Source organism: Nocardia arthritidis, assembly GCF_011801145.1.
Lineage (GTDB): Bacteria > Actinomycetota > Actinomycetes > Mycobacteriales > Mycobacteriaceae > Nocardia > Nocardia arthritidis_A.
This window is the reverse complement of sequence record NZ_CP046172.1, coordinates 5,721,351-5,743,923: the sequence shown is the minus strand read 5'-3', so window position 1 is coordinate 5,743,923 and position 22,573 is coordinate 5,721,351. Positions and strand designations below refer to the sequence as shown.

The 22,573-nt window shown below is 67.8% G+C and carries 23 protein-coding genes; 6 read left to right on the top strand and 17 right to left on the bottom strand.

All coding sequences use genetic code 11. The annotated features are described in order from the left end of the window. Positions 1 to 73 precede the first annotated feature (73 nt). From F5544_RS25785 to F5544_RS25775, 3 genes are all read right to left on the bottom strand, one after another. Positions 74 to 1,048, bottom strand: coding sequence for a phosphotransferase family protein (locus F5544_RS25785; RefSeq protein ID WP_167475578.1), 975 nt, complete (start codon positions 1,046 to 1,048; stop codon positions 74 to 76). 98 nt (positions 1,049 to 1,146) lie between these two features. After that, positions 1,147 to 1,896, bottom strand: a complete 750-nt coding sequence (locus tag F5544_RS25780; RefSeq protein WP_167479473.1) for a tyrosine-protein phosphatase — start codon at positions 1,894 to 1,896, stop codon at positions 1,147 to 1,149. A 12-nt stretch (positions 1,897 to 1,908) separates the two neighbouring features. After that, positions 1,909 to 2,859 (bottom strand): quinone oxidoreductase family protein, encoded by a 951-nt coding sequence (locus F5544_RS25775; protein ID WP_167475577.1) that lies wholly within the window; start codon positions 2,857 to 2,859, stop codon positions 1,909 to 1,911. 93 nt (positions 2,860 to 2,952) lie between these two features. Between F5544_RS25775 and F5544_RS25770 the strand changes: the two genes are divergently transcribed. Then, positions 2,953 to 3,498: a TetR/AcrR family transcriptional regulator gene (locus F5544_RS25770; protein ID WP_167475576.1), complete on the top strand. Its 546-nt coding sequence runs from the start codon at positions 2,953 to 2,955 to the stop codon at positions 3,496 to 3,498. A 105-nt stretch (positions 3,499 to 3,603) separates the two neighbouring features. Here F5544_RS25770 and F5544_RS25765 read toward each other — a convergent pair whose 3' ends face one another. Then, positions 3,604 to 5,472, bottom strand: a complete 1,869-nt coding sequence (locus tag F5544_RS25765) for an elongation factor G (RefSeq protein ID WP_167475575.1) — start codon at positions 5,470 to 5,472, stop codon at positions 3,604 to 3,606. 179 nt (positions 5,473 to 5,651) lie between these two features. Between F5544_RS25765 and F5544_RS25760 the strand changes: the two genes are divergently transcribed. Beyond that, positions 5,652 to 5,939 carry a hypothetical protein gene (locus tag F5544_RS25760; RefSeq protein ID WP_167475574.1) on the top strand — a complete coding sequence of 96 codons (288 nt, stop codon included), beginning with the start codon at positions 5,652 to 5,654 and terminating at the stop codon, positions 5,937 to 5,939. Between the two features lie 49 nt (positions 5,940 to 5,988). Here the strand turns inward: F5544_RS25760 and F5544_RS25755 are convergent, their stop codons facing one another. After that, positions 5,989 to 7,170 (bottom strand): MarP family serine protease, encoded by a 1,182-nt coding sequence (locus tag F5544_RS25755; protein ID WP_167475573.1) that lies wholly within the window; start codon positions 7,168 to 7,170, stop codon positions 5,989 to 5,991. A gap of 234 nt (positions 7,171 to 7,404) precedes the next feature. On the opposite strand from F5544_RS25755, the gene F5544_RS25750 reads away from it, so the two are divergent. Then, positions 7,405 to 8,307 (top strand): SAM-dependent methyltransferase, encoded by a 903-nt coding sequence (locus F5544_RS25750; protein WP_167475572.1) that lies wholly within the window; start codon positions 7,405 to 7,407, stop codon positions 8,305 to 8,307. Positions 8,308 to 8,333: 26 nt separating this feature from the next. After that, on the top strand, positions 8,334 to 9,350 hold the full coding sequence (gene add / locus F5544_RS25745; RefSeq protein ID WP_167475571.1) for an adenosine deaminase: 1,017 nt from the start codon (positions 8,334 to 8,336) through the stop codon (positions 9,348 to 9,350). On the opposite strand, the gene F5544_RS25740 is transcribed toward add, so the two are convergent. The 5 genes from F5544_RS25740 to F5544_RS25720 all read right to left on the bottom strand — a co-directional run bounded on the left by F5544_RS25740 (position 9,334) and on the right by F5544_RS25720 (position 14,650). Beyond that, positions 9,334 to 10,068 (bottom strand): carbon-nitrogen hydrolase family protein, encoded by a 735-nt coding sequence (locus F5544_RS25740; RefSeq protein ID WP_167475570.1) that lies wholly within the window; start codon positions 10,066 to 10,068, stop codon positions 9,334 to 9,336. The two genes, add and F5544_RS25740, sit on opposite strands and share 17 nt — an antisense overlap. A 75-nt stretch (positions 10,069 to 10,143) precedes the next feature. Continuing rightward, a complete protein-coding gene (locus F5544_RS25735) occupies positions 10,144 to 11,544 on the bottom strand; it encodes a beta-N-acetylhexosaminidase (protein WP_167475569.1) in 1,401 nt (466 codons plus the stop codon). Next, complete coding sequence (locus F5544_RS25730) at positions 11,544 to 12,416, bottom strand: carbohydrate ABC transporter permease (RefSeq protein ID WP_167475568.1); 873 nt, start codon at positions 12,414 to 12,416, stop codon at positions 11,544 to 11,546. Before F5544_RS25730 ends, F5544_RS25735 begins: the two co-directional genes overlap by 1 nt. After that, positions 12,407 to 13,333 carry a carbohydrate ABC transporter permease gene (locus F5544_RS25725; RefSeq protein WP_167475567.1) on the bottom strand — a complete coding sequence of 309 codons (927 nt, stop codon included), beginning with the start codon at positions 13,331 to 13,333 and terminating at the stop codon, positions 12,407 to 12,409. The genes F5544_RS25730 and F5544_RS25725 overlap by 10 nt, the downstream gene beginning before the upstream one ends. Before the next feature lie 6 nt (positions 13,334 to 13,339). Next, positions 13,340 to 14,650, bottom strand: a complete 1,311-nt coding sequence (locus tag F5544_RS25720) for an extracellular solute-binding protein (RefSeq protein ID WP_167475566.1) — start codon at positions 14,648 to 14,650, stop codon at positions 13,340 to 13,342. A 220-nt stretch (positions 14,651 to 14,870) separates the two neighbouring features. Here F5544_RS25720 and F5544_RS25715 point away from each other — a divergent pair, with 220 nt between their 5' ends. Together F5544_RS25715 and F5544_RS25710 are read left to right on the top strand one after the other, a co-directional pair. Then, positions 14,871 to 15,899 carry an alpha/beta fold hydrolase gene (locus F5544_RS25715; protein WP_167475565.1) on the top strand — a complete coding sequence of 343 codons (1,029 nt, stop codon included), beginning with the start codon at positions 14,871 to 14,873 and terminating at the stop codon, positions 15,897 to 15,899. A gap of 72 nt (positions 15,900 to 15,971) precedes the next feature. Beyond that, positions 15,972 to 16,835 carry a class II glutamine amidotransferase gene (locus F5544_RS25710; RefSeq protein WP_167475564.1) on the top strand — a complete coding sequence of 288 codons (864 nt, stop codon included), beginning with the start codon at positions 15,972 to 15,974 and terminating at the stop codon, positions 16,833 to 16,835. A 21-nt stretch (positions 16,836 to 16,856) separates the two neighbouring features. Here the strand turns inward: F5544_RS25710 and F5544_RS25705 are convergent, their stop codons facing one another. From F5544_RS25705 to F5544_RS25675, 7 genes are all read right to left on the bottom strand, one after another. After that, positions 16,857 to 17,768 carry a serine hydrolase gene (locus F5544_RS25705; protein WP_167475563.1) on the bottom strand — a complete coding sequence of 304 codons (912 nt, stop codon included), beginning with the start codon at positions 17,766 to 17,768 and terminating at the stop codon, positions 16,857 to 16,859. A gap of 172 nt (positions 17,769 to 17,940) precedes the next feature. Continuing rightward, positions 17,941 to 18,498: an HAD family acid phosphatase gene (locus F5544_RS25700; RefSeq protein WP_167475562.1), complete on the bottom strand. Its 558-nt coding sequence runs from the start codon at positions 18,496 to 18,498 to the stop codon at positions 17,941 to 17,943. A gap of 63 nt (positions 18,499 to 18,561) precedes the next feature. Continuing rightward, positions 18,562 to 18,972 (bottom strand): TIGR03668 family PPOX class F420-dependent oxidoreductase, encoded by a 411-nt coding sequence (locus tag F5544_RS25695; RefSeq protein WP_167475561.1) that lies wholly within the window; start codon positions 18,970 to 18,972, stop codon positions 18,562 to 18,564. Positions 18,973 to 18,993: 21 nt separating this feature from the next. After that, positions 18,994 to 19,734: a VIT1/CCC1 transporter family protein gene (locus F5544_RS25690; protein ID WP_167475560.1), complete on the bottom strand. Its 741-nt coding sequence runs from the start codon at positions 19,732 to 19,734 to the stop codon at positions 18,994 to 18,996. A 98-nt stretch (positions 19,735 to 19,832) separates the two neighbouring features. Then, positions 19,833 to 20,483 (bottom strand): LuxR C-terminal-related transcriptional regulator, encoded by a 651-nt coding sequence (locus F5544_RS25685; protein ID WP_167475559.1) that lies wholly within the window; start codon positions 20,481 to 20,483, stop codon positions 19,833 to 19,835. After that, positions 20,435 to 22,081, bottom strand: a complete 1,647-nt coding sequence (locus F5544_RS25680) for a sensor histidine kinase (RefSeq protein WP_167475558.1) — start codon at positions 22,079 to 22,081, stop codon at positions 20,435 to 20,437. The genes F5544_RS25685 and F5544_RS25680 overlap by 49 nt, the downstream gene beginning before the upstream one ends. Beyond that, positions 22,078 to 22,353 (bottom strand): hypothetical protein, encoded by a 276-nt coding sequence (locus tag F5544_RS25675; RefSeq protein ID WP_167475557.1) that lies wholly within the window; start codon positions 22,351 to 22,353, stop codon positions 22,078 to 22,080. Before F5544_RS25675 ends, F5544_RS25680 begins: the two co-directional genes overlap by 4 nt. Positions 22,354 to 22,573: the final 220 nt, after the last annotated feature.

Genomic DNA, 22,573 nt, shown 5'->3' with positions numbered 1-22,573 from the left:
GGTCGAGCGTCGCCTGGTGCTGTTGATCAGCACGCGTTCAGTCAACCGCGAGTATCCGTGCACACCGGCAGAATTACCCGTGCGATTGCTGTGAACCCATCATCGATCGAACTTCGCCACACCGTTCGGCATCCGAGTCCCAGCCGTGATCAAGCATTTGTTCTATATCGGCGGCGATACCCGCCAGATGCTCCGTCTTGCCGATGCTCGCGAACCAATCCCACAGCTCCAGCGCGTGATACAGCCGGTAGACGGCCACCCGGGCGGCCCAATCGGCGGGCAGTGGACCGTAACCCGCGAGCAGACCGGACCATTTCACCGGATCGCGGTGCATCGCATAGTAATCCGCCTTGGCCAGATCCATCAGCGGGTCGGCGGCCGTCGCGTTCTCCACATCGATCAGCCCGGTGAGCGCGGGTCCGTCCGGGCCGTCGACGACGAGCATATTGCCCTCGTGAACGTCGTTGTGGCACAGGCGGGGCGAATCGCAGGCCGCGAACACTCCGGCCCGTTCGTCCACGTACTGCCGCATGCGGTGGCGGATTCGCGCATCGCCGCTGAATTCGGCCAGCTTCTTGTCGAATTGGCGGGTCATGTATTCGGTGTTGGTCGCCACCGGATCCAGGATCCGGTCGGTGAGGTAGCCGTATCCGTCCTGCTCGATGGCGTGGATGGCCGACAGCACGGCGCCCAGCTGCCGATATACCGCATATGTCGCGGTGTCGCCGAATTCGCGGCCGATCTCCGAGAACGGCTGTCCGGCAGCCAGTGTCAGCGCCAGCCGGGCGTGTTCGCGATCGACGTACAGCACCGAAGGAACCGAGGTGACACCCCGGCTCGCCAGCAGCCGGTACACGTGCACCTCTTTGGCGAGCCGCCACCGCCACCGCGGCGCGTATGCCTTGACTATGAACGCCGGAAGTGGTCCGGTGCAGCGTATTTCGTAGACCGGACTCAAGTCGCCTCCGGTCCGGGGCACGATCTCGCACAGGGTCTGCCCCGGCGACACCTGTTCGACGAGTTCCTGTGCGACGGCCTGATCCAGCATGTCGTCGAGGTTAGAACCGCCGAAGATGGTGCCGCCACGGAATTTTCGCGCTCGCCAGCAGACGGCAACCCGATATCCGGCTCGGTGACGGGCCGTGCTCAGCTGCTCGGCTGGTGAGTTTCGTTGGTGAGCAGCCGGTTCCGCAGACGCTCGATCGTGGTGGGTGTGATGCCGACCGTCGTGGTGAGGTAGGCGGCCGCGGAACCGTATGTGGCGGTGAGGTCTTCGAGAACGAGCCGCATGACGGTCTCCGGTGCGCGGCCGTATCCCGGCCAGCGCAGGGTGCGGCCCGGATTGTTCGCCTTCCAGTTCGCGACGAAATGCGGTGCCGCCGCATCGGTCAGCGCGAAGTCGGCGATGATCTGATCCTCGGAGACGTCGAGCGCGGTGAGCACCAGCGCGGCGATCAGGCCGGTGCGGTCCTTGCCCGCCGCGCAGTGGAAGACGGTGGGACCGTCGCCATCGGCGATGAGCTCGAACACCTTCCGTATCTCGACCACGCCGTCGGCGGCCACCTCGGCGAACCGGTCCGCGAGGTAGCGCCACGGATCGACCTCGGGATCGATTTCGGCCTGGTCGTATGGCCGGTGCTCGATGCTGAGATTGGCGTAGGTGAACAGTTCCGGCTGCGGCACCCGCCCCCTGGCCTCGATCTCCCACGGATACCGCAGATCGATCACGGTGCGAACGCCGAGCGCCCGGAACCGCTCCCAATCCTCGCCGCGCAGCTTGCCGAGCGAATCGGACCGGTAGAGCCGCCCCCAGCGCACCGTCCGCCCGTCCCCGGCGCGATAACCGCCGAGATCACGGAAATTGTGCAGTCGCTCGAACTCGATGTGCCTGTTCATATTTCGCATAGCTTAGATGGTGAGGATCGTTTTTCCGACTGCCGTGCGGGCCTCGAAGGCGCGATGCGCGGTCGCCGCCTCGGCCAGCGGTAGAACCGCGCCGATGACGGGGGCGAGTTCGCCACGCACGGTCAACTCCTCGGCCAGGCGCGTCAGTTCCGGCCATCGTTGCGGGCGGTAGCCGAGGCTGAACGGGATCAGTGACGCACCTACCGGAAGCAATTGCCGCGAGGTGATTTCGACCGGAGCGCCACTGGCCGAGCCGAAGATCACCATCCGCGCGCGGGGGCCGGTGAGCAGGCTGTAGGCGTCGCGGGCGGTCTGCCCGCCGATGGTTTCGAGCACGACCGACACCGGACCGACCTCTGCGGTCCAGCCCGGCTGGGTGTAGTCGACGGTCATATCGGCGCCGAGTTCGGCGGCCAGCTTCCGCTTCGCGGCGCCGCTCGCACCGGCCACGACTCGGGCGCCTGCCCGTTTGGCCAACTGCACCAACAGCGTTCCGATCCCGCCGCCGGCCGCCTCTACCAGAACCGTTTCCCCCGGTTCGATCTCGGCGGTTTCGATGACCCCGACCGCCGTCGCCCCCTGTCCGAGCAGTGCGAGCGCCTGGTGCTCGCCGATGCGGTCGTCCAGCGCGACAGCCGCCGCGGCCGGTACGACCACCAGTTCGGCATAGCTGCCGGAGCCGACGGTGCCGACGACCCGCTCGCCGATCCGATCCGGATCGACACCGGCGCCGACCGCGACCACCGTCCCGGCCACCTCGATACCCGGCGTATGCGGCAACGGTTGACCGAGCGGATCGGGAGCCACTCCGGCACGCACCTGCACCTCGAAGTAGTTGACGCCGGTGGCCACGGCCCGGACGAGGACCTCGTCCGCACCCGGCGCCGGATCGTCGACCTCCTCCACTCGCAGCACATCAGGGGCCCCGTACTTGTGATAGCGAACCGCGCGCACAACAACTCCTCCTCATGCGGACCGTTGGTCCGCTTAGCGTTTCGCTATGATACGGACTATCAGTCCGCTTTTGTCAACTGGAGGGTCTCCGGTATGCGCGCCGACGCAGAACGCAATCGCAGCGCGATCCTCGCCGTCGCGGGACGCCTGATCTGCGACGACAAGCGCGACAACGTCTCGATGGACGACATCGCGGCGGCCGCCGGGGTCGGTAAGGGCACACTGTTCCGGAGGTTCACCGATCGCGAGGGATTGATTCGTGCGCTGTTCGAGGACCGGACCGCTCGAGCTTGGGCGGCCGTGCGCGACCTCGCCGAGAACAAAGCCGTGCCGCCGGGGGAGCGGATATCGGCTTATGTGGCTGCGGTATTCGACCTCACCGCCGTCGAGTTGCGGCCGCTGATGCGTGCCCTGCCCGACGGCTGCCAGACGGAGACCTGGGCGCCGTGGCGCGCCTTGCTCGCGGACCTGATCTCCGAAGTCGACCCCGACGCTGATGCCGAATTCCTCGCGCTGGCGATCTTCGCAGGAATGCGCCCCGAGATCACCGACACGGTCTCCCGGCAGCGCCACCGCGACGGTGTCCTGGCATTGACCGCACGCGTCATCGGCATCGAGCTGGGTTCCGTATCCCGATGAGGTGAATTGATCGGCCTCGCATTCGGGGGCCGATCGCGCATCATGTGGGCCGTTGCCACTGCCCAAATCCGAAGGGTGCGTGGCCCGCTCGACCGGGGCAGGGTTTCATGGCAGCGGTTTGTAGGCGGCCGGGCGGGACAGCCAGGTGGCCTCGCCGCGGGTCAGTGTCGGCAGGAGCTGCTGTGCCGCATGGGCATTCCGGGCGGGCAGCGTGCCTCGGACGAGCCAAGTCGTCGGGGTGGGCTGCGTGGTTTCGGTGATGGCCGCCGCCAGGGTGGTGAGGTGCGCGGTGACCGGAGCCAATGCGTCCGAGGGGATTTCGGTTTCGAAGGCGTGGTGCGGCTCCAGGATTTGGGTGCCCGCCAGGTGGAGGGCGCGCAGCAGCACGATGCGGGTGAGGCCGCGGAAATCGGCGGCGGTGCTGACGGGCGGTGCGAAACCCGAGTGGGTGAGGGTGACGAGGCAGTCGGTGACGGTGCGGCCGTGCGGGCCCGCGCGCAGGATGGCGTACACGGTCTCCTCGATCGCGGTGTGGAAGGCGCGGGGGAGGGCGCCCAACTCGGTTTCGTAGTCGAAGCGGATGCCGTCGGCCGGTTCCACCCGCAGCCCTACGGTGGCCCAGAATCCGCACGGCCGCGGCGTGTGCCGGTCCATCACCTCGGCGGCGGCGCCGACTCCGGTGACGCGCTCGATGTGTACCGGTTCGCTGAGCTCGAATTCGGCGGCTATCCCGAATTCGTCGGCGAGGGTGGCGGCGATGATCTGCTTCTGGATCTCGCCGTACAGCAGTACCGATGTCGTGCCGTCGGCCTCGGTGCGGATATGCAGCAGCGGATCCTGTTCGGACAGTTGCCGCAGCGCCAGGTGCAGCCGGGACGGCGTGCCCGTGCGCGGCCGGACCACCGTGCGCAGCGTCGGCTCGGCGAGATGCGCCACCGGCCTGCCCCGTTCGCCGTTCGATGCCAGTCGATCGCCGACCCGGACCCGCGGCCATCCGGTGATCTTGCCGATATTGCCCGCCGTCAGGCGTGTTCCGCCGCCGACGACCTGGAGTGAGGTGATGCGCCCCGCGTATTCGCCGCCGTCCGGGGCGGCCCGCCGCAGCGTCATCCGCTGACGGGCCGTCACAGTGCCGGAAAACAGCCGCAGATAAGCGATTTTCGCGCCGGACGCGGTGCGGTCGATCGCGAAGACCACGCCCTCCGGTGCCGCCGCCGGGTCGTTCGGCCGCGGCCGCAGCAGGGTTTCGATGCCGTGCAGGAGTTCACGGATTCCGGTGCCGTGCAGCGCGGAACCGAAGTAGACCGGGTACACCGCGCCGCGAGCGGTGAATTCGGCGATTGCCGCGCCGAGTTCGGCGGCCGTCGGTGGGGGACCGTCGACCAGTCTGGACAGTAGCGAATCATCCAGCTCGGCAAGCGTTTCCGCGGCTTTCAGTTGGAAAGCTTTGTCGTCCAGTGATTTCGATCTCACCCGTGCGTGTGCGGTGCCGGATTCGTGCACGGTTGTCAGCGGCAGCACGTGCCGGGCGAGTCCGGTCCGGATATCGTCGAGCAGGCCGATATCGCGCGCACCGGCCCGATCGATCTTGTTGACGAAAATCAGTACGGGCAAACCCATTTCGCGCAGCACCCGGAACAACACGCGGGTGTGCGCCTGCACGCCCTCGACCGCCGAGATCACCAGCACCGCCGCGTCGAGCAGTTCCAGCGCGCGATCCACCTCGGCGACGAAATCGGTATGCCCGGGTGTGTCGATCACATTCACCTGAGTCTCGCCGAGCCGGAACGAGGTGACCGCGGAGCGCACGGTGATGCCACGCTGCCGCTCTATCGCCCCGGTATCGGTCTGTGTGGTACCCGCGTCGACACTGCCGAGCGCGGTGATCGCGCCGGTGTCGAACAGGAGTCGTTCGGTGAGACTGGTTTTACCCGCGTCCACATGGGCCATGACGCCGATATTGAGCGTGCGCATAATTGTCGAATTCCTCGAAAATCACCATCCGATAGAGGATTTGGGGTGTTTCGAAGAATCGGCGCATCGGCTGCTCCACTCGTCAGGACAGGTCGCTGGCAGCCTGCCAGGACACATCGTGATCCGCAACCGATTTTCGGACCGTCCTGCCGGTCAGCCCAGATACCGCAGCAGCACCAATGTTTCGGGCCGTCGGTGTCGCCGCTCGCCCCCTGCCCGGCGACGAGGATCTTCCCATCGGCCTGCACCGCGACCGCCGAACCCTGAGGGTGCGGTCCTGCCCGCCCGCCGCGACCAGATACCGCCCGTCGGGCTGGAAGGCCGTGGCCGTCGCGGCGCTGATCCGTGTTTCGTTGAGCCCGAAGATATTTCCGTTCGCGTCGAGTCGGAGCGTATTGATCGCGCCGATGGCGTCGACCGCGACCGTACCGCCGACTCGATCGTGGGCGATGGATCCGGTTCGCTGAGCGATCCGCCGCACCAGCGAGCAGCCGAAAACCTATGCGGGAGCACCCATCAGTGCTGGCACGGCCCGGTGGATACCGGTGTGCTGCTCTTCCAATTCTCGCCCAACTGATCCAAGACCTGGTGCACGTTCATCGCGTAGCCGATATCTTTCTTGCCGTCGTCGGCGCCGAAGACCACGCCGAGCACCCGGCCATCGGTGTCGATGAGGGGCCCGCCCGAATTGCCTTGCCGGATGGCGCCGTTCACGGTGTAGATCTGTCGGGGCGCGGTGGCGCCGTGGTAGATATCGGGCACATCCCTGATCTCGCGATCCCGGATCCGGGCCGCCGCCGCGGTGTAGGGCCCGCCCTCCGGATAGCCGAGCACCAGCGCGTCCGCGGCCGGGCCGAGCGGTGCGGATGCGATGGCGACCGGCGGCGCGGTGAGGCCGGGCACCGCGAGCACGGCGACATCGCGCAGCGGATCGAATACGACGACGGTCGCGGGGAGCGGACCGGCCGGGGTGTCCACCGACGCCTCGGTCGCGCCGGCGACGACGTGCGCGTTGGTGAGCACCCGCTCCTGGCCGATGACGAATCCGGTGCCCGCCTGCCGCACGCCGCAGCCCGCCGCCAGGTCGCGCACCCGCAGCACGCTGCCGCGCAGGTCGGCCGCGGGCAGGCGCAGCACCGATCCGTCGGGCGACAGCACGGAGCGGGGCGTCTCGGCCGCCGACCAACCGTCGACCAGCCCGGATTCGCGCAGCGGACTCGCGAGCGCGTTCGGCAGCCCGGCCAGCCAGTACGGCGCCGCCTGGTCCACGGCCCGCACCGCACGGGAACCGGTGAACGCGGCGACGATCGCCGGTTGCGCGGTGGTGATCAGCGATGCGGTGAGCAGCCACACGATGAGCGGAACGGCGACGGCGTAACCGCAGGCGCCGACAAGCGCGTTGAGGGTGCGTGCGCGGTGATCGCGGACCAGCCCGCTCAGGCGCAGACCGAACCGGTCGCCGACGGCCTGCCCGATCGCGACGACCGCGATCATCAGCCCGAGCATGGTCAGCAAACGCCAGGTTCCCTGGGGTAGGTGCGGCAGCAGCGCCCTGGCGACGACCATGCCGACGAAGGCGCCGCCGAAGATGCCGAGCAGCCCGAGCGCGGCGCCGATCGCGCCGCGCCGCCAGCCGAGGTATCCGGCGAATCCACTCGCCACCAGGATGACGAGATCGAGCCAGTTCGCCGGTGTCACCGAGATTCTCCCGTCGCGAGATGGGCCGGACAACGTCCAGCGATCGAGATGCACAGCTCCGACCGCCAAGGTAGTTGCGGCTTCCGATCCCGGCAACATACCGGCGTAACACATAGGTCGCCGCCGCCGGACCCGATGGCGGAATCGGTGCGACGTCGGCGCATTCGTGGCGGATTCGCCGCGGCGACGCTCGGTGGCTGTCACGAGGGGGCGAAGGTGGTTAGCGTGGGCGGTATGCGTACCGACTCAGACAACTGGGATATCAATTCCGGCGTCGGATCCACCGCCCTCTTCGTCGCCGCCGCCCGGGCGCTGGCCGCCCGGCAGCCGGAACCGGTCGCCGTCGACCCGCTGGCCGACGTATTCCTGCGCGCCGTCGGCGGGGAATGGGCCGAGTTGATCGACGGCGCCCCCGAACAGACGAGCGAACATCCGTTGCGCGGCAGCGAATTCGGCCGCAACTTCACCGACTATCAGGGCGCGCGCACCAAATATTTCGACGATTATCTGCTCGCCGCGTGCGCGGACGGCATCCGCCAGGTGGTGATCCTGGCGGCGGGCCTCGATTCGCGCGCCTACCGGCTGCCGTGGCCGGACGGCGTGGTCGTCTACGAACTGGATCGGGCCGAGGTGCTCGATTTCAAGCGGGAGGTGCTCGACGCAGCGGGGCACAAGCCGCGCGCCGACCGCGTCGAGGTAGCCGTCGACCTGCGCGGTGACTGGCTGTCCGCGTTGCGGCACAACGGTTTCGACGCCGAACGGCCGACCGCCTGGCTGGTCGAGGGGCTGCTGATCTACGTGACGCCCGCGGCACAGGATCAGCTGTTCGAAACCATCGTCGCGGCCAGTGCGCCCGGCAGCCGCGCCGCCATCGAACAGATGGAGCCGCTGCCCGACGACGCCTACGCGACGATGCGGGACGCGGACCCGGTCGAAGGCGGGGGCGAGTGGGCGAGCCTGATCTACAACGAACCCAGATCCGATGCGGCGCAATGGTTTCCCGCACACGGCTGGACCGCCACCCGCACCGAGGTCGTCGACTATTTGCGGGCGGTCGGCAGACCGGAGGCGGCCGAGCCGTCCGAGGCCGGATTCGGCACGTCGCTGCTGAATCTGGTGACCGTTATCGCACCTTAAGGCCGGTGATGGCGGATGATCGACGGATGGTCACCGATATCGCCGCATTCGTCCGGGGACTGCCCAAGGCCGAATTGCATCTGCATTTGGAAGGGACGCTGGAGCCGGAGCTGAAATTCCGGCTCGCCGAGCGCAACGGGATGGAGCTGCCGGAGAAGTCGGTCGAGGAGGTGAAGGCCGCCTATCGCTTCCACGACCTGGCCTCGTTCCTGCGGGTCTACTATCCGGCGATGGCGGTGCTGCGGCGCGCACCGGATTTCCACGACCTGGCCTACGAATATCTGCTCCGGGCGCACACCAACGGCGTGCGGCATGTGGAGATGTTCTTCGATCCGCAGGCGCACACCGGCCGCGGCGTGCCGTTCGACGCCGTGATCGGCGGCTACCGGTCGGCCATCGTGCGGGCGCGGCGCGAATTCGGGATATCCGCCGAACTGATCATGTGCTTTCTGCGGGATCATTCGGCCGAATACGCGATGGCGACGTTGCTGGAGGCATTGCCGTACCGGGATTGGATCGTGGGTGTCGGCCTGGATTCCGACGAACGCGGCAATCCGCCGCGGAAATTCGCGGCGGTTTTCGAACGGGCCAGGAGCGAGGGTTTCCTGCTGACGATGCACTGCGATATCGATCAACCCGATTCCATCGAACATATCCGGCAGGCGCTCACGGAAATCGAGGTGGACCGGATCGATCACGGCACCAATATCGTCGAGGACGACGAACTGGTGGAATTGGCCAAGGCCAAGGGAATCGGGCTCACCTGCTGCCCGGTGTCGAATTCCTTCGTGACCGAACAGATGAAGTCCGCCGAGCTGGCCGATCTGCTGGCCCGCGGCCTGACCGTCACCGTGAACAGCGACGATCCGGCCTACTTCGGCGCATACGTGAGCGACAACTATCTACGCCTGGCCGAGGCCGGCTTCGACCTCGACCGACTGATCGCGTTGGCGCGCAACTCGTTCCGCGCCGCCTGGCTCACTCCGGCGCGGCTGGACGCATATCTGCGCGAGCTCGACGAGTACGTCAGCGCGAACCGCTGAGCACGACCTCGGCCCGCACCAGCTGATCGTGCTCGCCCGGCTCGGCCGCGGCCACCTGTTCGCCACTGGGCAGCCAGGCACCGCTGCGGCCGCAGGCCGGGCCGTATGGTCCCGGGCCCAAGCCGTTCGCGAGCACCACGAAAAGGCTGTTGTCGCGCGCCAATTGCGCGTAGCGGCCGATGCGCTCGGGCAGGTCGTGGAACGAGCTGGCCAGGTATACCTGGCAGCCGTCGGCGGCCGCCCGGGCCGGGATATCGGGGTAGCTGTTGTCATGACAGGTCGCCAACGCGAAGCGCAGGCCGTCCAGCTCGAATCGGCCGTCGGCGGCCCCCGTCACGAAGATGCCGGCCTCGGTTTCTTCGAACATATGCAATTTGTCGTAGCGGGTGAGCAGGCCGCCGTCCGGTCCGTAGACGAATGTGCTTATGGTACGGCCCGATTCGTCCACGGCCTGCGCCGGTGCGTTGATCACCGCGGCAATTCCCAACTCGCGGCAGGCGTTTCGGACGCGATCCAACCGCGCGTCGTCGTGGTCGGCGATCAGGAGCGTTGGGTCGGCGGCGATGGCCGCGAGGTCGTAGTGGGTCACCGCGAGTTCCGCGAAGACCACCAAATGGATTCCGGTGTCGGCGGCCGCGGCGAGCAGTGCGGCCATCCGGCCCACGTTCGTCGCGATATCGCCCGGCACCGCTGCGAACTGTCCAGCACCGATGATCACACAGGGATAATCGACGATCGCCGCGCGATTGTCGAATCATTTCGGTCGCACGGTGATTCATCCCCGGCCATTCGCTCATCGCGGCCGGTGCGCGGTGGCCGGGACATCGGGCCGGGTCTGCCACGGGTGTGGACCGGTGAGTGGGCGATATTCGACGCCGAGCGCGTCGAGGCGCGGCAGGTGCTCGTCGCGTAGGCGGGGGAGGAATTCCTCGTAGTCGCGATCCTTTGGGCTCCAAGCTGTTTCGGCGACCGCGCACAGGCGGGGGAAGGCGGCGTAATCGACCCGGCGGACGGTGTCGAGGTGTTCGCTCCAGATCTGGGCCTGGATGCCGAGGATGTGCGGGCCGTCGAAACCCGGTTCGTAGCGGTACATATCCTCGAGTGTGCGCAGGTACCCGACCGGGATCGGTTCGCCGGGATGGTCGGATTGCCGGTGGTCCAGATAGATTCGGTCCTCCGGGCACAGCACCACGTCGTGACCGGCGGCCACGGCGCGGGCGGCGGCGGCCTCGTCCTGCCACGCCCCGACCACCATCGGCGGCAGCGCGCCGATCTCGAGCACCTCGTCCCAGCCGAGCGCGCGACGGCCGCGTTCGGCCAGATACCGCGCGAGATCGGCGACGAACAGTCCGTGTTCGATTGTCGCACCTGGTACTTCGTCACCGCCGATGCCGATCACCTCCGACGGGAAGATATCGAGCACATGATCGAAGACGCGGCGGAAGAAATCCCGCGCGTAATCGGTGGGCGCCAGCAGGGCAGTGCTGATGCCCCACGACGTCCAAACCTCCCACGGCTCTTCGGTTTCCGGGCCGAGCTCCGGATACGCGGCGAGGGCGGCGCGGGCATGGCCCGGCACATCGATCTCCGGGACGACGGTGACGGACCGTTCGGCCGCGTAGGCGACGATCTCGCGCAGGTCGTCGGTGGTGTAGAAACCGCCGTGCGGGCGGCCGTCGCGTTGCGGGCCGTCGTGCCTGCCCACCATGGATTCGCGCCGCCACGAACCGATCTCGGTGAGCCGGGGCAGGCCGGGTACCTCGATGCGCCAGCCCTGGTCGTCGGTCAGGTGCAGGTGCAGCACGTTGAGTTTGTGCGCGGCGAGAAGGTCGACGAACCGCAACACCTCGGCCTTGGTGCGGAAGTTGCGCGCCACATCGAGCAGGCAGCCGCGCCAGCGGAAGCGCGGATGGTCCTCGATCACACCGCACGGCAGCGTGCGTCGGGCGTCGCGAATCCCGGCCGCGCGGAAGGCATCCGGGCCGATCAGCTGACGCAGGGTCTGGCGGGCGTAGTACTCGCCCGCGGCGTCGGCGGCGTCGATCGCGATACCGCCGGGGGTGAGCGTCAAACGGTAGCCCTCGGCCGGAAGGGTTGTATCGGTGCGTATTTCGGGTTCGACCGGCCACGGGCAGTCACCCGGCCGTCGCGTCACCGAAAACGGACGGGGGAGCAGTGTTTCGAAGCCAGGCATCAGCCCTTCACCGCCCCATCCATGCCGGACACCAGCTTTCGTTGCACCAGCACGAACAACACCAGCGCCGGAATGGTCATCAGCGTCGATGCCGCCATCACCGCGCCCCAGTCGGTGTCCTCGGGTTTGAAGTAGACCAGGATCGCCTGCGGCAGTGTCTGATTCTCGGTTTTGGAGATGATGAACGTCTTGGCGAAAAGGAAGTCGTTCCAGGCGTGGATGAACGCGAGCACGCTCACCGACACCAGCCCGGGCAGCACCAGCGGCAGCAGGATCTGCCAGGTGAACCGAAGTCGGCTCGCCCCGTCGAGTTTCGCCGCCTCCTCCAGCTCCACCGGCACCGCCGCGACGAATCCACGCAGCAGCCAGATGGCCAGCGGCAGGCTGAACACCAAGTCCACCAGCATGATCGAACCGAGTTCGTTGAGCCCCAGCGCGGGCACGGCGCCGCCGATCGAGCGCATCAGGAAGAACAGCGGAATCGTCAGCGCCTCCACCGGAACCAGCTGTGCGACCAGGATCATCACCAGCAGCACCGTCCGGCCGCGGAACCGGAATCTGGTGAGCGCCACCGCGGACAGGAACGACAGCAGCAGCGAAAGCGTCACCACCACCACGGCGACCAGCAGGCTGTTGAGGAAGTACCGGCCGAACCCGTTCATCGAGAGCACCCGGCCGAAGCTGTCCCAGCTCGGAGCGAACGTCCACGGTTTCGGGTCGGCGGATTGGATCTCGCCCGCAGGTTTCACCGCCGAGAGCACCATCCAGTAGAGCGGGAAGGCCACCAGGCCGGCGATCACCACCGTGACGGCCTCGGTGATGAGACGTCTCGGCTTGTGCCGCACCGATTTACGAGTCGATATCAGGCCCATTTGGTACTCCTGCGCTGGGACCGGATGTACAGGCCGGTGACGGACAACAGCAGCAGCGTCATCAAGACGCCGATCGCCGAGCCGAGCCCGTATTCCTGTCCGGCGAAAGCTTTTTGGTAGGCGTAGACGTTGAGCACCAGATTGCGCCCGGCGACGCCGCCGCCATTGGTCATCACATAGATCTGGGTGAAGACCTTGAAATCCCAGATGATCGACTGGATCGTCGCGATGAGCAGCAGCGGCCGCAGTATCGGCAGGATCACCGACCACGCGGTGCGCCACATCGACGCGCCGTCGAGCGCCGCGGCCTCCAGCACCTCCTCCGGAATCGCCTTGATACCCGCGTACATGGTGACCATGACGAACGGGAAGGAACACCAGATCACCTCGGCCGCAACGACTCCGAACGCGCTGACGGTGCCGAACGTCCACGAGTGCCCGCTCATCGACCCGAAGCCGAGCCCGGACAGTGCGGCGTTCACGACGCCGAAATCGGTGTCGAACAGGAACAGCCAGACGTAGGAGCCCGCCATCGCCGGGGTGGCCCACGCGCCGAGCGCGGCGAGGAACAGCAGCATCCGCGGCAGCGGCCGCACCCTGGTGGCCAGCACCGCCAACCCGGTGCCGACGACGAGCGAACCGAGCACGCACACCGCGCCGAAGACGAAGGTGTTGCCGACAACGGTCCAGAATTGCCGGTCGCCCAGGAGCTCTCGGTAATTGCCGAGGCCGACGAATTCCAGCGGCGCGATGCCGACGGCCTGCTGCTGCCCGTAGTCGTAGAACGAGATGAGCACGATCTGGTAGATCGGATAGGCGAGCACGGCCACCAGCAGCAGCCCGGCCGGGGCCAGGTAGAGCCAGGCGGTGGCGGTGTCGCGGCTCGGCCTGCGTGGAATGAAATCGCGAATCGTCATGTGCGCCTACCGGAATGCCTTGTTCATCGCGGCGGCCGCGACCGAGAGCGCCGCCGCGGGATCCTTGGCCCCGGTGGCGATCTGCTGCACCGCGGTCGGCAGCACGTTCTGGCTGTCGATCCTGGACCACGCGGGCGTGCTCGGTACGAATTTCGTTCCGGCGCGCAGCGTTTCGACGAATGGCTGGAGGAACGGGTCGTGTTCGACCAGCTTGTGCTGCACGCCCGCCAGCGTCGGCAGATTACCCATCGCCACGTACATCTTCTCCTGGTATTTCGCGCTCGCGAGCAGTTCGGCGAATTCGCGGGCCAGCCCGCGGTGTTTACTCGCCCGGAACACCCCGAGCAGGTTGCCGCCCGCGAAAGCCGGTGCGACCGAACCGGGTTGGATTCCGGGCAGCGGGATCACCGCGTACTTGCCCTTGGCCGCGCCCTGATCGACGGCCTTGCGGTTGAAGTCGCCGCCGATGGTCATGGCGGCCTTACCGCCCGCGAAGGCCTGCACGCTCTGTGTCCCGGTGAAATCGGCGCACTGTGCGGGCGGGCAGATATCGGGCCGGATCAGGTTGGTGTACTGGGTGATTCCGGCGGCGGCCCGGTCGGAGTTCACGCCCGCCTCCCACATGGTGCCGTCGTAGGTGGCCAGTTCGCCGCCGTGGGCCCAGAGGAACGGCAGCATCGCGTAGGTGTACTTGCCGCCCACCGAGATTCCGTACATATCCGGCTTGGCGGTGTGGATGCGGCGCGCGGTATCGGCCAGCTCGGCGAGCGTGGTCGGTGGCTTCAGCCCCAGTTCGGCGAAGATATCGGTGCGGTAGTAGAGCGCGCGGACGCCGGTGTACCAGGGCAGCCCGTAGACCTTGCCGCCGAACTTCGCGGTGTCGAGCACCGAGGGGATGAGGTCGGAACCGTCGGGCCATGCCGCGATTTCGGTGCCCAGCTCGGCGAAGGCGCCTGTCGCCGCGTAGCCCGCGACGTCGGTGTTGCCGAATTCGGCGACATCGGGCGCGCTGGCCGGATCGATGAAGGCCCCGGAGAACTTGTCCGCGCGCCCGGCCACCGGCACCCACTGCACGTCGACCTTGACATCGGGCCGGGTGGCGACGAATTCGGCGACGGCCTCCGCCAGCACCGCCTCCTTCGGAGCGCGATTGGCCTCGTCGAAGAGCCAGACCCGGACGGTGCCGGTGCGTTCGTCGGCGCCCGCGCCCGCCGGATTCGATTGCACCGGAGCGCATCCGGTGAACAGGAAGAGCGCTGCGGCGGCCGCGAGCGCCTGTCGTCCGGCCCGGCGGGGCCGAAAACCTCGGTGCGGCATACCATTCCTCTGTATTGCAAATTATGCAACGCTAGTTGCGTTGTGTGCCACTGTGTTTAGCATCAAGACGGATCACATTCAAGGGGTGGATGTGACGCACGGCGCATCCGATCTCGATCGGCATAGCGGAATACCGCCACAAGAAATAGTTTCGACCGCAATACTTCCCGGTGAAGCTTCGGCTTCGATCCGAATCAGCAGCGAACAGCGAGACCGATACATGACCGACCTGCAATTATTCGATCTGGGCGCGTTCACGACCCAGCACGGAGCCACGCTCCGCGACGCCTTCCTGGCCTACACCACCTACGGTGAACTCAACGCGGACAAGAGCAATGCCATCGTCTACCCGACCTGGTACTCCGGGCGGCACTGGGATAACGAATGGCTGATCGGCCCCGGCATGGCGCTGGATCCCGCGCGGTACTTCATCATCGTGCCCAATATGCTCGGCAACGGGCTGTCGAGCTCGCCGAGCAATACGCCCGCGCCCTACGATCGCGCGCGCTTCCCGCACATCACCGTCTACGACCAGGTCGCGGCCCAATACCGTTTGGTCACCGAGAAATTCGGCATCGAGCGGCTCGCGCTGGTGACCGGATGGTCGATGGGGGCGGGGCAGACGTATCAGTGGGCGGTGAGCCATCCGGAGATGGTCGAGCGGATCGCGCCGTTCTGCGGATCGGCGCGAACCAGCCTACACAACAAGGTCTTTCTGGAGGGCGTCAAGGCCGCGCTGACCGCCGACGGCGCATTCCAGAACGGTTGGTACCGGGACCTGCCGACCACCGGTCTGCGCGCCATGGCCCGGGTGTACGCGGGATGGGGCTTCTCCCAAGCCTTTTACTGGGAGCGGGAATACGAGAAGCTGGGCTACACGTCGCTGGAGGACTTCCTGATCGGCTTCTGGGAAGGCTTCTTCCTCGACGGCCGCGACCCGAACAACCTGCTCACCATGCTGTGGACCTGGCAGAACGGCGATGTCGGCCGGACGCCCGGCTTCGACGGCGACACCGAGGCGGCACTGGCCTCCATCCGGGCCACCGCGCTCGTGCTGCCCGCCGAGAAGGATCTGTACTTCCCGCCGGAGGACGAGGCGTGGGCGGTGAGCCATATGACGAATGCCGAACTTCGTGTGATTCCCGGTATTTGGGGGCACTTCGCCGGACACGGCAGCAACCCGGACGACACCGCCTTCATCGACACCGGCCTGCGTGAGCTGCTGGACAAGCCCGGCGGGCTATCCTGAGCCGCGTCCGGCACCGCGCGCCGTGGTAGGCGATTGTGCCTGCCACGGCGGCCGAAATCCAAGGGAGCGTCCATGTGTCGCCTGTTCGGTCTGTCCGCCGCACCGCACCGGGTGCGGGCCACCTTCTGGCTGCTGGACGCGCCGGACAGCCTGGAGACGCAGAGCCACAAGCAACCTGACGGCACCGGGCTCGGCACCTACCGCGCCGATGGGTCGGCGCGAGTGGAGAAGCAGCCGATCGCCGCGTACGAGGACGCCGCGTTCGCCCGGGAGGCCCGCTACCGGGAGTCGGCGACTTTCCTCGCCCACGTCCGGCACGCCTCCACCGGCGGTCTCGACGTCCGTAACACCCATCCGTTCGAACAGCACGGCCGCCTCTTCGCGCACAACGGCGTGGTGCACGGGCTGGACGCGCTCGACGCCGAGCTGGGTGACTACCGGAAACTCGTTGGCGGCGAGACGGATTCGGAGCGAGTCTTCGCACTGATCACCCAGCGGGTAGATCGCAACGGCGGCGATGTCACCGCCGGGCTGGTCGACGCGGTGCGCTGGATCGCCGACAACATCCCGGTTTACGCGTTGAACGTGCTGCTCACCACGCCGACCGACCTGTGGGCGCTGCGCTACCCGCAGACGCACCACCTGTATGTGCTGCAACGTCATTCGGGCGGCCACCACGGTGGCAGGCACCTCGACCACGCGAGCCGGACCCTGCGGGTGCGCAGCGCCGAGCTGGCGGAGCGCCACTCGGTGATCGTGGCCAGCGAACGGATGGACGAGAACCCGGACTGGCGCGAGCTGGCGCCCGGCGAACTGCTGCACGTCGACGGGCAGCTGCGGGTGCGATCCCGGATCGTGTTGGATTCCGCACCGCGCCATCTGCTTTCGCACGCCGACCTGAGCCCGCGGGCCGCGGCTTCGCAGGCGGCCGAGTAATCCTCGCACCGCCCGCCCGGCTCAGCCGGTGGTCGGGAGCGCGAGTATGGTACGCAGCACGTCGATTCCCGCGGTGACGGCGGAACCGCCTGCGGCCCAGGTGGTGTCGGCAGGCTGCGTGGTCATCAGGACGACGGCGTAGCGCAGCGGGTCGTTCTGCGGGCCGACGAGGCCGGTGGTGTCCAGCGTGGTGGACGAACCCAGCGTCATCCAGCCCTGTTTGACCGCCCAGGCAGTACCCGGCAATCCGTCCGGGATACCGAAGTACTGGTCGGTGCCGTCGGCGGCGATCTGGTCGGCGCCGGTGAGCGCGCCCACCAGCAGATCGCGGGACGGCTGCGGCACCGAGGTGGCGATGTAGCGGTAGATGTTCACCACATCGCTTGGGGTGGTGCGTGTTTCACCCCACTGCGTATCGTCGTCGGGCGCCTGGGTTCCGGTCAGGCCCATCAGATCGATCATCCGGTGCACGATATCGTCCGCGCCGTTGGCATCCCACAGTTCGTCGGCGATATCGTCGTCGCTGGCCGCGAGCATCTGCCGCAGCTGCGATGCGGTATCCGGATCCGGCTGCCACCCTTGGCTTTTCAGCGCGTCGATGGCGATGAGGAGCTTGACCACCGACGCGGTGTAGAACTGCTGGTCCACATTGAGCCCGGCGAGCGAGGCGCCCGTCTCCAGATTCACCACGTCGACACCCACCTGGGTGTTCGGTGACGCGGCGGTGATCGCCGCCGCGATCTGCTGCCCGAGCGCGTCAGGGGCTACCGAGGTCGCCGCCGACACCGCGTCGGCGGCGACCGGAACGGCCGAAGGAACCGTTACGGCGCGCTGTGCGACCGCACCCGCCGGGCGATGCCCCTGCGCCATAGCCGTCGGAACCCCGATCACCATCGCGGTCGCGGCACCCGCCGCGATCGCACCCACCACCATCGGCCGCACCCGAAATCGCGCCGTGGGCGGCCGATTTCGCCGAACATACGAACTCATACCTTATTTGATCGTCAGCAGTCTGTGAGTATCTCGAGAGGGGGATGCCAATTAGCTGTCGAACCGTGAGAGTTAGCTGTCCCCCGGCGTGTCATCCGGCGAGTCGCGGCCGAACTCAGGACAGCTGATTGTCGTAATCCGGGAGTTTGAAAGCCTTTTCGTAGTCGCCGCCGACGAAGTCGGTGTCGCGGTTGCCGACGTTCGCGGTGATCGTGTAACCCGCGTCGGTGTACTGGCGGCGGCAGCGCTGCTTGGTCGCCGCCTTGCCGGAATCGGCCGGTGCGCGCACGCACATGTCGTCGACCGGATAGCCGGCCGTGCGCACCGCGTACCGGGCGGATTCGGCCTCCGGCCGATAGGAGGCGAAGAGCACACTGAACCCGAGAGACTTTGCGTAGCGGGCGAATTCGAGCACGGGCGGCGTCGCCTTGCCCGGATCGTAGTGTGACTGCAGCGCCGTATTGTCGATATCCAGGACGATGGCGAGTTTGTTACCGCCTCCGGCGCCGCGCTCGTCGAGATACGGTTTGCCGTCCCGCATGACCGCGGCGACGTCGGCCAACCACTGCGCCTTGCTGGGCAGCGGCTCGGCGGCCTGCGCCTGTTGGGCGGGCAGCGCGAGTCCGGCGGTGGCGATCACGGCGGCTAGGGTGGTACGCGTGGTCGTATTCATCGGGCCAAGACTGTAGTGCGGCAGCGACATTGGCGCCAGCGATCGGCGAACGACCGATGATGGCTACGTGAACGACCAGCCCGTGATCCGGTGGATCGTCACCGCGACGACGGGGCCCTGCGGCACCTCCGCGCGATATTGCTCGTATTTTGCCGCGAGCAGGTCCAGTGCCTCGGTTCGTAGGACGTCGTCGACGAGGATCGTTGCGCTGCCGTCGGCGCGGACCCACCACAGCCGCCGCCAGTCGTCGCTGTATTCGTCGGCCAGTACCGATACCGCCGGATTCGCCGCGATATTTCGCAGTCTGCGCAGGTCGGTACCGCGTTTCGGCTTATGGTCGACCGCGAAGTACAGCCGCTCGCCGCGTACTGCGAACACGATCGGGACCAGATGCGGCACCCCGTCGGCCGATGCGGTGGCCAGCCGGGCCACCCGGGCGGCGGCCAAGCGGGTACGGGCTGCTTCGGCGTCCACCCCGGCCACGTTAGCCGGTGATCAGAGCGCGATCCCCACCAAATGCCCGACGAAATAGGTGACGGCCATCGCGGCCGCGCCGCCGAGGGTGACCCGCACGGTGGCCCGCAGCACCGGCGCGCCACCCAGCCGTGCGCCGAGGCTGCCGGTGAGCAGCAGCGCGACCAGTACCGCCGCGACGGCGATCGGAATGCGGAACCCGGTGGGCGGCAACACGATTGCCAGCAGCGGCAGCAGCGCGCCGAGGGTGAAGGAGAGCGCCGAGGAGATCGCGGCATGCCAGGGGTTGGTGAGCTCGTCGGGATCGATGCCGAGTTCGGCCTCGGCATGCGCGGCGAAGGCGTCGTGCTCGGTGAGCTCCTCGGCGACCAGGCGCGCGGTTTCGGCGGACAGCCCCTTGGCCTGGTAGATGGCGGCCAGCTCGGCCAGCTCCGCCTCGGGCTGCTCGCGTAGCTCGCGGCATTCGGTGGCGAGCAGGGCGCGCTCGCTGTCGCGCTGAGTGCTGACCGACACGTATTCGCCGAGCGCCATCGATACCGCGCCCGCCACCAGCCCCGCGACGCCCGCGGTCAGGATCGGGCCGCGGGCGGTGGTGGCCGCGGCCACACCCACCACGATGCCCGCGACGGAAACGATGCCGTCGTTGGCACCGAGCACCGCCGCGCGCAGCCAGTTGAGCCGTGTCGCGAGACCCGTCGCATGCGGTTCGTTGGGATGGATCGCTTCGGCTTGCCGTGTGATCGCGGTCAGGTCTGCGCTCATAAACCTAGAAAGTAACGAAGTGTCCAGCGCATCGCCAGCAATGAAAGGCTCACCGAAGTGAGGTAATGCGTTGCATAGGAAGGTATTTCGAACCTAACCTAATCGGTGCCGTTCAAGTAGGCCAGGACGGCGAGCACCCTGCGGTTGGTCTCGTCGGACTGCCCGATGCCGAGCTTGCCGAATATGTTGGCTATGTGTTTGCCGACCGCGCCCTCGCTGACGTATAACCGGCCTGCGATCGCGGCATTGGAACAGCCCTCGGCCATCAGCGCGAGCACCTCGCGCTCGCGCGGCGTCAGCGCGGCGAGTGGTTCGTTACGCGCCGTGCTGGCAAGGAGTTTCGCGATCACCTCGGGATCCATCGCGGTGCCGCCCGCGGCGACCCGGCGCACCGCGTCGACGAACTGGTCGGCGTCGAAAACCCGATCCTTGAGCAGATAGCCGATGCCGCCGGTGCCGTCGGCCAGCAGCTCCCTGGCATAGAGCTGCTCGACATGCTGCGAGAGCACCAGCACCGGCAGGCCCGGCCGCTCCCGCCTGGCTTGCAGCGCGGCCTGCAGCCCCTCGTCGGTGAATGTCGGCGGCAGCCGCACGTCGACGACGGCAACATCCGGATTCGCGGTGCGCAGGGCGTGCTGCAACTCCGGCCCGGTGGCGACGGCCGCCGCGATCTCGAAGCCGTGCGCGGTGAGCAGATGGGTCAGGCCGTCGCGGAGGAGGAAGAGGTCCTCGGCGAGGACAACACGCACGGCACCTCCAGTGTCACCATCGTCGGCCCGCCGGCCGGGCTATCGATGGCCACCCTACCGTCGAAGCCGCCCAGCCTGCGCTCGAGCCCGCGCAGTCCGCTGCCCCCGTTCGGATCCGCACCGCCGCTGCCGTCGTCGGCGACGGTGACCCGCAGGACGGCGCCGCTGTGCCGCACCGTGATCCGAATATTTCGCGGGTCGGCGTGGCGCACGGCATTGGTCAGGAGTTCGGCGACGGCGAAGTAAACGGCCGAATCGACCGGCGGATCGACGGTTCCGTCCAGCGCCGCGTCGACCGTGACGGGCACGGGACAGTCGAGCGCCTGCGCCCGGATCGCGTCGACCAGACCGCGCTCGGCCAGCACCGGCGGATGGATGCCGCGCACCAGCCCGCGCAGTTCGGCCAGCGCCGCCACCGACGCGTTCCTGGCCTGTGCGACAAGGTTTTTCGCGGCAGCCGGATCGCGGTCGATGAGCGCTTCCACTGCGCCGAGGGTCATCCCGAGCGCGACCAGCCTGGCCTGCGCGCCGTCGTGCAGATCCCGCTCGATGCGGCGCAGTTCGGCGCCGAGCCGGGCGACCGCGTCGGCCCTGGTCTCGGTGAGCCGCTCCACTCGCGCGGTGAGCTGTTCGCGTTCGATGAGCAGCCGAGCGCGTCCGGTCGGCCGCAGCAGCAGCGTCAGCCAGCGGCCGTGCAGCCGTAGCAGTTTCGGCGCGATGGTCAGCCCGGCCGCCGCGAGCAGCAGCCCGGCGGGCACCGCGGGCCATACCGCGCCGAACAGTTCGCCGTAGCCGGGCGAGGGCGTCATGCCGAATGGCACCTGGAGGGCGGGCAGCGCCAAACCCCAGATTCCGTAACCGATCAGCGCGGCGGGCAGCAGCGTCAGCGTGCCGACCAGCGGTTGGGCGGCCAGCCACAGCAGGTCGCGCCAGGTCGACGGGTCGTGCCAGAGCGCGCGGCCGCCGGCGGAGAATGCGGCCCACCACGCCGAAGTCGATTGGCGCGCCGCGGATTCCCGCTCCGGCAGCCGTGGGGTGGTCAGATAGGGTGCGGGCAGCTCGACGCCCGACCAGTGACCGCCCAACCGCCGGAACAGATTCGGCAACCAGCGGGCCCGGGACACCACCCACATCGCGACCACCGGTCCGGTGAACACCGCCGCCAGCAGGCAGATCAGCAACAGCGGCAACGCGATCAGCGAAAGTCCGCTCAGGACGACGCCCCGGAACACCGAGAGCAGTCCCGCGCCGAACCAGCGCCGCCAAGCGCGGCCGCGGGCCAGTCCGGCCGGTGTCGGCGGGCCGAGCAGTAGCGCGGTCCAACGGCCGTGCCAGCGCAGGGTTTTCGGCGCGATGAACCAGCCGATCGCGACGCAGGCTACGGCGAGCGGGCCGAATACCAACGGCAACAGCGCGATTGCGCCTATCCCGAAGGCGATCAGCGCGGCGGGCGACACCGCGAGCGCGCCGCCGACCACCGGGTCGGCGATGGTCCAGAGCAGGTCGCGCCAGGTCGCGGGATCGGTCCAGATCCTGCGCGATCGGGCGGCGAAAGCGGCGGTGCGCCGCTCGAAATAGACGTGCTGGCTGCCCGTCACCCGGTAGAAACCGTCGTCGTCCTGCTCGAGTGGCTCCGGGGCTGGTAGGGCGACGGAATCGGCACACCGGACCAATCCGGCGCGAGACGCCGAGCCGATTCGGTCAGCCGCCTGCTGGTCGAGACAACCGGTGGCATGAGGAAGATCAGGCCGACACAGGCCCCGGCGATCGCCAACACGTGTGCCGCGAATGCCAGCAGCGCCAGCGGGCCGCGCGCGAACAGCGCGATACCACGCGCTATCGCGATGAAATTGCCGCGCCCGTGCCGCATCGTGTCGTCTCCTGCTCTGCCGGAAGTCCAGTCTGGACTATCCAGCAGCTGGGACGCACTGGCCCTCGGTCCCGCATGACGGTGGGGCTGGCACCACCTTCGGACGGGGCTAGTGCTCGTGTCGGGTCTGTTTGGGCTGGGTTGCCGAGGGATCGGTACGTCGGGAATTGGTTGCGCCGCGACGACGACGTAATCGCCCGAGGTGGGTGCGGGGTGCGCT